Annotated in this window: 8 protein-coding genes; all 8 read left to right on the top strand. The window is 62.3% G+C overall.

Annotated elements, in window-relative coordinates:
• A partial coding sequence (locus VMW12_04995) for an NADH-quinone oxidoreductase subunit H (protein ID HUZ49084.1) occupies positions 1-565 on the top strand: 565 nt, incomplete at its 5' end.
• A gap of 2 nt (positions 566-567) precedes the next feature.
• Positions 568-1,164, top strand: coding sequence for an NADH-quinone oxidoreductase subunit NuoI (nuoI, locus tag VMW12_04990; GenBank protein ID HUZ49083.1), 597 nt, complete (start codon positions 568-570; stop codon positions 1,162-1,164).
• Complete coding sequence (locus tag VMW12_04985) at positions 1,161-1,766, top strand: NADH-quinone oxidoreductase subunit J (GenBank protein ID HUZ49082.1); 606 nt, start codon at positions 1,161-1,163, stop codon at positions 1,764-1,766. The genes nuoI and VMW12_04985 overlap by 4 nt, the downstream gene beginning before the upstream one ends.
• A complete protein-coding gene (gene nuoK / locus VMW12_04980; protein HUZ49081.1) occupies positions 1,763-2,083 on the top strand; it encodes an NADH-quinone oxidoreductase subunit NuoK in 321 nt (106 codons plus the stop codon). The genes VMW12_04985 and nuoK overlap by 4 nt, the downstream gene beginning before the upstream one ends.
• Positions 2,084-2,093: 10 nt before the next feature.
• Positions 2,094-4,073 (top strand): NADH-quinone oxidoreductase subunit L, encoded by a 1,980-nt coding sequence (gene nuoL, locus VMW12_04975; GenBank protein HUZ49080.1) that lies wholly within the window; start codon positions 2,094-2,096, stop codon positions 4,071-4,073.
• Entirely contained in the window at positions 4,073-5,497 is a 1,425-nt protein-coding gene (locus VMW12_04970; GenBank protein ID HUZ49079.1) for an NADH-quinone oxidoreductase subunit M, read from the top strand. Before nuoL ends, VMW12_04970 begins: the two co-directional genes overlap by 1 nt.
• Positions 5,494-6,924 carry an NADH-quinone oxidoreductase subunit N gene (locus tag VMW12_04965; protein ID HUZ49078.1) on the top strand — a complete coding sequence of 477 codons (1,431 nt, stop codon included), beginning with the start codon at positions 5,494-5,496 and terminating at the stop codon, positions 6,922-6,924. The genes VMW12_04970 and VMW12_04965 overlap by 4 nt, the downstream gene beginning before the upstream one ends.
• Positions 6,921-7,337, top strand: coding sequence for a MarR family transcriptional regulator (locus VMW12_04960; GenBank protein HUZ49077.1), 417 nt, complete (start codon positions 6,921-6,923; stop codon positions 7,335-7,337). The genes VMW12_04965 and VMW12_04960 overlap by 4 nt, the downstream gene beginning before the upstream one ends.
• Positions 7,338-7,505 lie beyond the last annotated feature (168 nt).

The raw sequence follows: 7,505 nt of genomic DNA, 5'->3' as shown, positions 1-7,505 counted from the left end.
TCCGCTGCTGGGCAGCGTCCGCTCGACGGCGCAGATGATCAGCTACGAGCTTTCAATGTCGCTCTCGTTCGTCGGCGTGTTGATCATCGCGGGGACGACGTCGCTCGACGGCATCGTCAACGCGCAACTGCATTGGTGGTTCCTCATCACGCAATGCGTCGGATTCGTCATCTACGTCATCACCGCCGTCGCCGAAACCAATCGCGCGCCGTTCGATTTAGTCGAAGCCGAGACCGAGTTGGTCGCCGGCTTTCATACCGAATACTCGGGCCTTCGGTTCGGCCTGTTCTTCATCGCCGAGTACGTGAACATGCTCACCGTTTCGTGTATCGCGACGCTCCTGTTCCTCGGCGGCTGGAACGCCCCGTTCGGGCTGACCGTGATCCCCGGTATCGTGTGGTTCCTAATCAAGGTCGCGGCATTCATGTTCTTCTACATCTGGTTGCGTTCGACGCTCCCTCGCATGCGCTACGATCGTCTGATGGCGTTCGGGTGGAAGGTACTGCTTCCGGTCGCTACGCTCAACGTTATCGCGACGGCAATCTACGTCGCGTTCAAAGGGTAACCATGAGAAAAAACCTCTATAACGTCGGCGCGATCCTCAAGGGGCTCTCGATCACGTTCTCGTTCATGTTCAAGAAGAAGCCGACGATCGAATACCCGTCGATCAAGAAGCAACACGCGCCGCGTTTCCATGGCTTGCACGAACTGCGCCGCTATGCGGACGGCAAGGAGCGCTGCATCGGCTGCGAACTGTGCTCGAGCGCGTGCCCGGCAAATGCGATCACGGTGATCGGTGCCGAGAATACGCCCCAGGACCGAACCTCGCCCGGGGAGCGTCACGCGGCACGTTACGAAATCGACGAACTGCGTTGCATCTTCTGTGGGATGTGCGAAGAAGCGTGCCCGACCGACGCGATCGTCCTGACCCCGCGTTTCGAGATGGCCGATTACCGCCGCGGTTCTTTCATCTACGCTAAAGATCGCTTGCTGGTACCGCCCGAGGCGGGCATCGGGCAGGCGCCCGACGAGCGGCCCAACGGCATCCCGTCCGATCTCGGTCGCGTCACGGAGGTCAAATCGACGATGGACATTGCCCAAGGTTACTCCGCCACGAATCGTGGCGAGACGCTCAAAACGCAGCGAAAGGGGCTCGCGCCATGATCGCCTTCTGGGTTTTGGGCGTCATCTTGATCGCCAGCGCGATGTGGACGATTACCGCAAAGAAGCCGGTCTACAGCGTGGTGGGATTGCTGGCGCACTTCGTTGCGCTCGCGGCGATGTATCTCACGCTCTCCGGCGAGTTTTTGGCGGTGATGCAGATCATCGTGTACTCCGGCGCGATCCTGGTGCTCTTTCTCTTCGTCATCGCCTTGCTCTCGAGTGGCGTCGCGCCGTTCGCGACCGGTATCAATCGGTTGCCGAAGATTGCCGCACCGGCGATCGTCGTCGCGTTGGCCGGGCTAGGGTTCGCGATCTACGCGGTGGGACGCTCGTCGGTGACGGCGACCTCCGGCGCGCTGACGGCGGCTGCGGCCGGCCCGGTCGGAACGGCCGGCGTATTCGGCAGCGTCGACGATTTCGGCAAGGCGCTCTTTACGACGTACCTGCTGCCCTTCGAAATCACCGCGCTCATCCTAATGGTCGCGGTGATCGGCGTCGTGACGCTGGCCGGCGATTCGACGCCGTATGCGGCGACCGAAAAACAGGCGCGCGCCGTACGCAAGAATATGCGCGAGGCGATCGTACGCGGAGGCGAGCGGTGACGTCGTCGTTACTGCCGGTTGCCTTGGGTAATTACATCGCGCTCTCCGCGGTGCTCTTCTTCATGGGCGTCGTCGGCGTCATCGTCCGGCGCAACCCGCTCGTGATGCTGATGTCGATCGAACTGATGTTCAACGCCGCGAACCTGCTGTTCATGGCGTTCGCGCGAGCCTGGATGAACAACGCGGGCCATATCTTCGCTTTTCTCGTAATCACCGTTGCCGCAGCCGAGGCCGCGATTGGCCTGGCGATCGTGGTAGCGGTGTTTCGAACCGCCAAGCACGTCGACGTGGACGACGTAGCGATGCTCAAGGGGTAACGGCACACGAATGATTCGGCATATCATGGGCGTTGACGGGAGTTACCCGTATCTCTTGGCGCTATGGCTCTTACCGTTATTGGGCGCGCTGGTACTCTGGGCGTTCGGCCCGCAGATGCGGCGCGTGGCCGGATGGTTCGGCTCGGGCATCGTCGGCGCATCGTTCGTCCTGACGGCGCTCTCGTGGGGCGCGGGCACTCAAAGCTCGGGCGGAGCGGTCGGGGCGCATCAGGCGTTGGGCTCGTGGTTCGCCGGCTTTCATTTCGGCCTCTTGCTCGATCCGCTCTCGCTGCTGTGGGCGCTGATCATCACCGGCGTCGGCTGCCTCATCCACGTCTATTCGATCGGCTACATGGACGGCGACGGGGCCTTCGCGCGCTTCTTCGCGTACATGAACTTCTTCGTATTTGCGATGCTCACGCTGGTGCTCTCCGACAACTTTATCGGTTTGCTGGTAGGCTGGGGGCTGGTCGGCCTCGCATCGTATTTCTTGATCGGGTTCTGGTTTTTCAAGCCGGCCGCCGTTGCCGCGGCGCGCAAGGCATTCGTCATCAACGTGGTCGGTGACGTCGGCATCATGTTGGCGATCTTTCTGATCGTCGCGAACGTTCATTCGATCGGGTTCGGGGATGCGTTTGCCGCCGCGGGCTCGTTCAGCTCGACAACCTTGTTCGCGATTTGCTTGTGTCTCTTTATCGGTGCCGCTGCCAAATCGGCGCAGATTCCGCTGCACACGTGGTTGCCCGATGCGATGGAGGGCCCCACGCCCGTTTCGGCACTGATCCACGCGGCCACCATGGTTACCGCCGGCGTCTATTTGATCGCGCGCTGTGCGCCCCTGTGGAGCCATAACAGCGACGCGCAGCTTCTGGTCGGGACGGTCGGCGGCGTTACCGCGATCGTCGGTGCGGTTTTGGGATGCGCGCAATGGGATATCAAACGCATTCTCGCCTACTCGACGATGTCGCAGATCGGTTACATGATCATGGGCGTCGGCGTGGGCGCTTACGAAGGCGGCGTCGCGCACTTTTTCACGCATGCGTTTTTCAAAGCGCAGCTCTTCCTGGGCGCGGGCCTTATCATTCACGCGCTGGCGAACGAACAGGACGTACGGCGCATGGGGGGCTTGGTGAAGAAGCTGCCGTTTGCGTTCGTGGCGATGTTGACCGGCGTTCTCGCGATCTGCGGCATTCCGCCGTTTTCCGGATTTTTTAGCAAGGATCAAGTGATCTACGGCACCCTGCAACACGGCCACCCGTGGCTCTACGCCGTAGGCATCGTTACGGCCGGCATCACCGCCTACTACATGTGCCGATTGCTGTTCGTGACGTTCTTGGGTGAATATCGCGGCAACGTCGATCCGTCGGACCTGGGCATCCGTCACCCCGAACTCGCGGGAACGCCGGACGTTCACGATGCGCATGCATCTCACGGCCACGCTCCGGCGTGGATCATGAACGTACCGGTGGCGATCCTCATCGTTCCCACGGTCTTCGCCGGATGGTTGATGTTCGGCGGCGACAACTCCCCATGGGCGCATTTCTTCGCTGCGGAGTTCGTCCCGAGCTCGCTTCCGGCCCCGGCCATTAGCGAAGGCGTGACCGGCATCGTGGCGCTGCTCGTCGTGCTCCTCGGAGCCGCCATCGCATACGTTCGCTACGGGACGGTCGCCGCGCGCGCCGGTGCGGTGGCCCGCCTGCGTGACGAATCGGTTCGCATGCCCGCGCTCCTGCGCAACGCCTTCTATTTCGATGCGGCACTCGACCTAATCTTCGTGCGCGGCTCCGAGGCGCTCGGCACGTTTTTCTCGCGCTACGTCGATCCACACGTGATCGACGGCGCCGTACGCGAGACCGCGATTTCTGCCGGATGGCTCGGAGCGTTGACACGATCGTTCCAGACCGGACTGGTGCGCGCGTACGCGTTCATCATCGTGGTGGGAGCCGCGTGTTTCATTGCCTACTACGCGCTGGTTGGAGGGACGCACTAATGGGCGACTGGTTGGTGCTGCTCACCATCGTGCTGCCGCTGCTTGCGGGAGCGATCTGCTACGTACTTCCACGCGAGAATCCCGTGGTTGCTAAACTGTTCGGCGCCGCGGTTGCGACGCTGAGCCTGGTGCTGCTCATCGTCACCCGCAATCAAGAGTGGAGCGTGCGTTGGCTCTCGCGGCCGTTCGTCGCAGCATTTCATTTCGGCACCACCGATATCTCGTTTTGGATCGCCGCCCTCTTGGCCGTATGCACGGTATGTGCGGTGCTCGCGACCAATCTTCCGCGGCAGCGCGACTTTATCGCGTTGCTGCTCATGCTCGAAGGCACGATGCTGGGCCTCTTTCTCGCCCGCGATTTGCTCGTGTTCGCGCTCTTCTGGGACTTGATGCTTCTGCCGGTGTTCTTCGGACTGATCGGTTGGGGCGAGCATCGGGCGACGGCGTGGCGGTATTTCATCTATAATTTTGCCGGTGGACTTGCCTTGCTGTTGGCAACGGCCGCATTCGGCGTCCTTAACGGATCGACCGACGTGATCGGCGCGAGCGCGCACCTCGTCGGGGCCTGGGTGCCGTGGATCTTCGCCGGATTCACCGTGGCATTTTTGGTGAAGACGCCGGTCTGGCCGCTGCATACCTGGATGCCCTTGACGTACGCCGATACGCCCGCTCCGATGGTCGCCGTCGTAAGCGCGGTGCAATCGAAGGCGGGCCTCTACGGCTTCATCGCAATCTGCATGGCGTTCATGCCGGATTACCTCAAAGCCTACGCCGGCATCCTTATCGTGCTGGGCGTAATTTCGCTGCTGTACGGTGCGTTCGCGGCGTTGATGCAGACCGATGTCAAGCGCATCGTTGCATATTCGTCGCTCTCGCATTTAGGCTTGATCGTGGTGGCGATCGCTTCGTTCAACGCGATGGCGTTGCGCGGAGCGCTGATCTACATCATCGCCCACGGGCTCTTCTCGGCAGCGCTCTTTCTGATTATCGGGTTCGTCGAAGAGCGCGAAGAGACGCGCTCGCTCTTGCGACTCGGCGGCATCGGAAAAGCCAATCCGCGCTTGGCCGGCGCGCTCTGCATCGCGATCCTGGCGGCGCTCGGGCTCCCGGGCCTGGCAGGCTTCGCGGGCGAGATCGTCATCTTGACGGGCGTCTTCTCGGCGGGATATCTTTGGCCGACGATTCTCGCGCTGGTCCCGATCGTCTTAGCGGCTGCGTATATGCTGCGGCTCTTCCAGGGCGTGATGAACGGCCCCGAACGCGAAGATCTTCCGGTTCGCCGCGATTTGAGTTGGCTCGAAGGGCTCGCCCTTGCTCCGCTGGTGCTGGCGCTCGTCTTCGTCGGCGTCAATCCGCATGCGTTAACAACCTTCGATACCGCGGCGTATAGCGCGGTCGCAACCACGTTAGGAGGGGCACGATGACGAACATGGTGAGCGGTGCGGATTGGGTCGCGCTCGCCCCGCTGGGCATCGTCGCCGTCACCGCGCTGGTCGTTCTGCTGGTCGATTTGGCGGCGCGCGACCACGCGCCGCGTAATGCCTCGATCGCGATCGGTATCGCGGGGACGCTGGTGGCGGCGTTCGTCTGCGCGCGGGGGTACGGCGTCAATTACGCAGCCTTCGGCGGCGCGTTCGTGCAAGGCGGCTTCAGCACCGTCTTTCAGGAGATCGTCCTCATAGCGGTGCTGGGTTCGCTCGTCCTCTTCGCGGCGATCGGCAAGGAAACGCGCGTCGCCGCCGGTGTGGCGCTGATGCTCTGGTCGGCGTGCGGCGCGATGCTCATGGCCGGAGCTGCCAGCCTAATGACGATTTTTCTCGGTCTGGAGTTGCTCTCGCTCGCGCTCTACTGCCTGTGCGGCCTCTCCGACCGGCCGACCGCGCGCGAAGCCGCACTCAAGTACCTGATTCTCAGTTCGACCGCATCGGGGTTCATGCTCTACGGCATGGCGCTGCTCTTCGGCGCGAGCGGCAGCGTGCAACTCGCCGCCTTGGTCGCTCCGGCGCTCGCGGCTTCGCCGCTCTATTGGGTCGGCTCGGGCCTATTCTTCGTCGGCATCGCATTCAAACTCAGCTTGGTCCCCTTCCACACTTGGGCACCCGACGTATACGAAGGCGCTCCCTTACCGGTCACGGCGTTCATGAGCGTTGCCACCAAAGCGGGAACGCTGGCCGTATTGGCGCGCTTCATCTATGCGGCGGTTCCCAGCACGATCGCCGAAAAGTTGTTGCTGCCGATCTGGGTGATCGCTGCGATTTCGATGATCGCCGGCAACGTCGGGATGCTCGCGCAACACGATCTCAAACGCTTGATCGCGTTCTCCGGTATCGCGCAGGTCGGCTATATCCTCACCGCGCTAGCGGGTGGCTCCGCGCTCGGATTGCGCTACGCCATCTACTACCTCGTGGCGTATGCGGTCATGAATCTCGGTGCATTTGCGATCGCCGCGACGCTGTCGGGCGATGGCGAAGAAGGCTCGCGGCTCGCCAACTATCGCGGCCTGGCCAAGCGACGCCCGTTGGCAGCCGCGTTGATGAGCGTGTTCCTGATCGCGATGGCCGGCTTACCGCCGACCGCCGGTTTCCTCGGAAAGATCTTGATCCTTTCGAGCAGCGTGAGCAACGGCTACGCATGGCTCGGAGGCGTGCTGATCGTCGGCACGGCGATCTCGCTCTACGCTTATGCGAAGATCGTGCGCGCGATGTACGCTCGCGACGAGCACGCGCACCCGCACGACGCCAGCCCGGCGGTGCCCCTCGCGTGGGCGAGCGCGGTGATCTGCGCGGTCGTCGTGATCGTGATGGCCTTTTATCCCCTCACGCCAAGCAATATTCTGCCGCTCGTACGATGAGCCAAGACTTCTTTGCCGTTTTCGGGAGCGCCGTTCGTGGCTTACGCGCACGGCTCGACCGCATTCTGCAAAGTCACGGCTTGCGGCTGGGGCAGTATCAAGTGCTGCGCGTCCTGTGGGATCACGACGGGTCGACGCCGCGCGAACTCGCCGATCGGCTCGACGTCGAGATGCCGACCGTCACCCGAACCGTGCAGCGAATGGTGCGCGACGGTTTGGTACAACGCGAAGCGCACGGGACCGACGCGCGTTCCATACGCATTCGGCTCACGCCCCTTGGAACGAATAAGAAAGCCGAGGTCGCTCGCCTGTTCAGCGATGAGGCCGAGCGTGCACTGACAGGATTTTCAACCCGAGATCGCGCGGCGTTCGTGGCGTTCCTCGAACGCATCAATACCAACGTTCGGCGCTAGTCGTCGGGCAAGGCGCGAACCCCAGGCGAGGCACACGGTTGGGGGACCGCTGTTGGATTTTACATCCTGTAAAATCCAACGCTGCTACGTTTTTTGGGCAAAGCAAGCTTTGAAGCGCGCATCCTCATATGATGTGAAGTGGAGGGCGTAGAACGCCCCCCACACGGT

Source organism: Candidatus Dormiibacterota bacterium (genome assembly GCA_035532835.1).
Classification (GTDB): domain Bacteria; phylum Vulcanimicrobiota; class Vulcanimicrobiia; order Vulcanimicrobiales; family Vulcanimicrobiaceae; genus DAHUXY01.
This window is presented reverse-complemented; position numbering and strand designations above follow the sequence as displayed.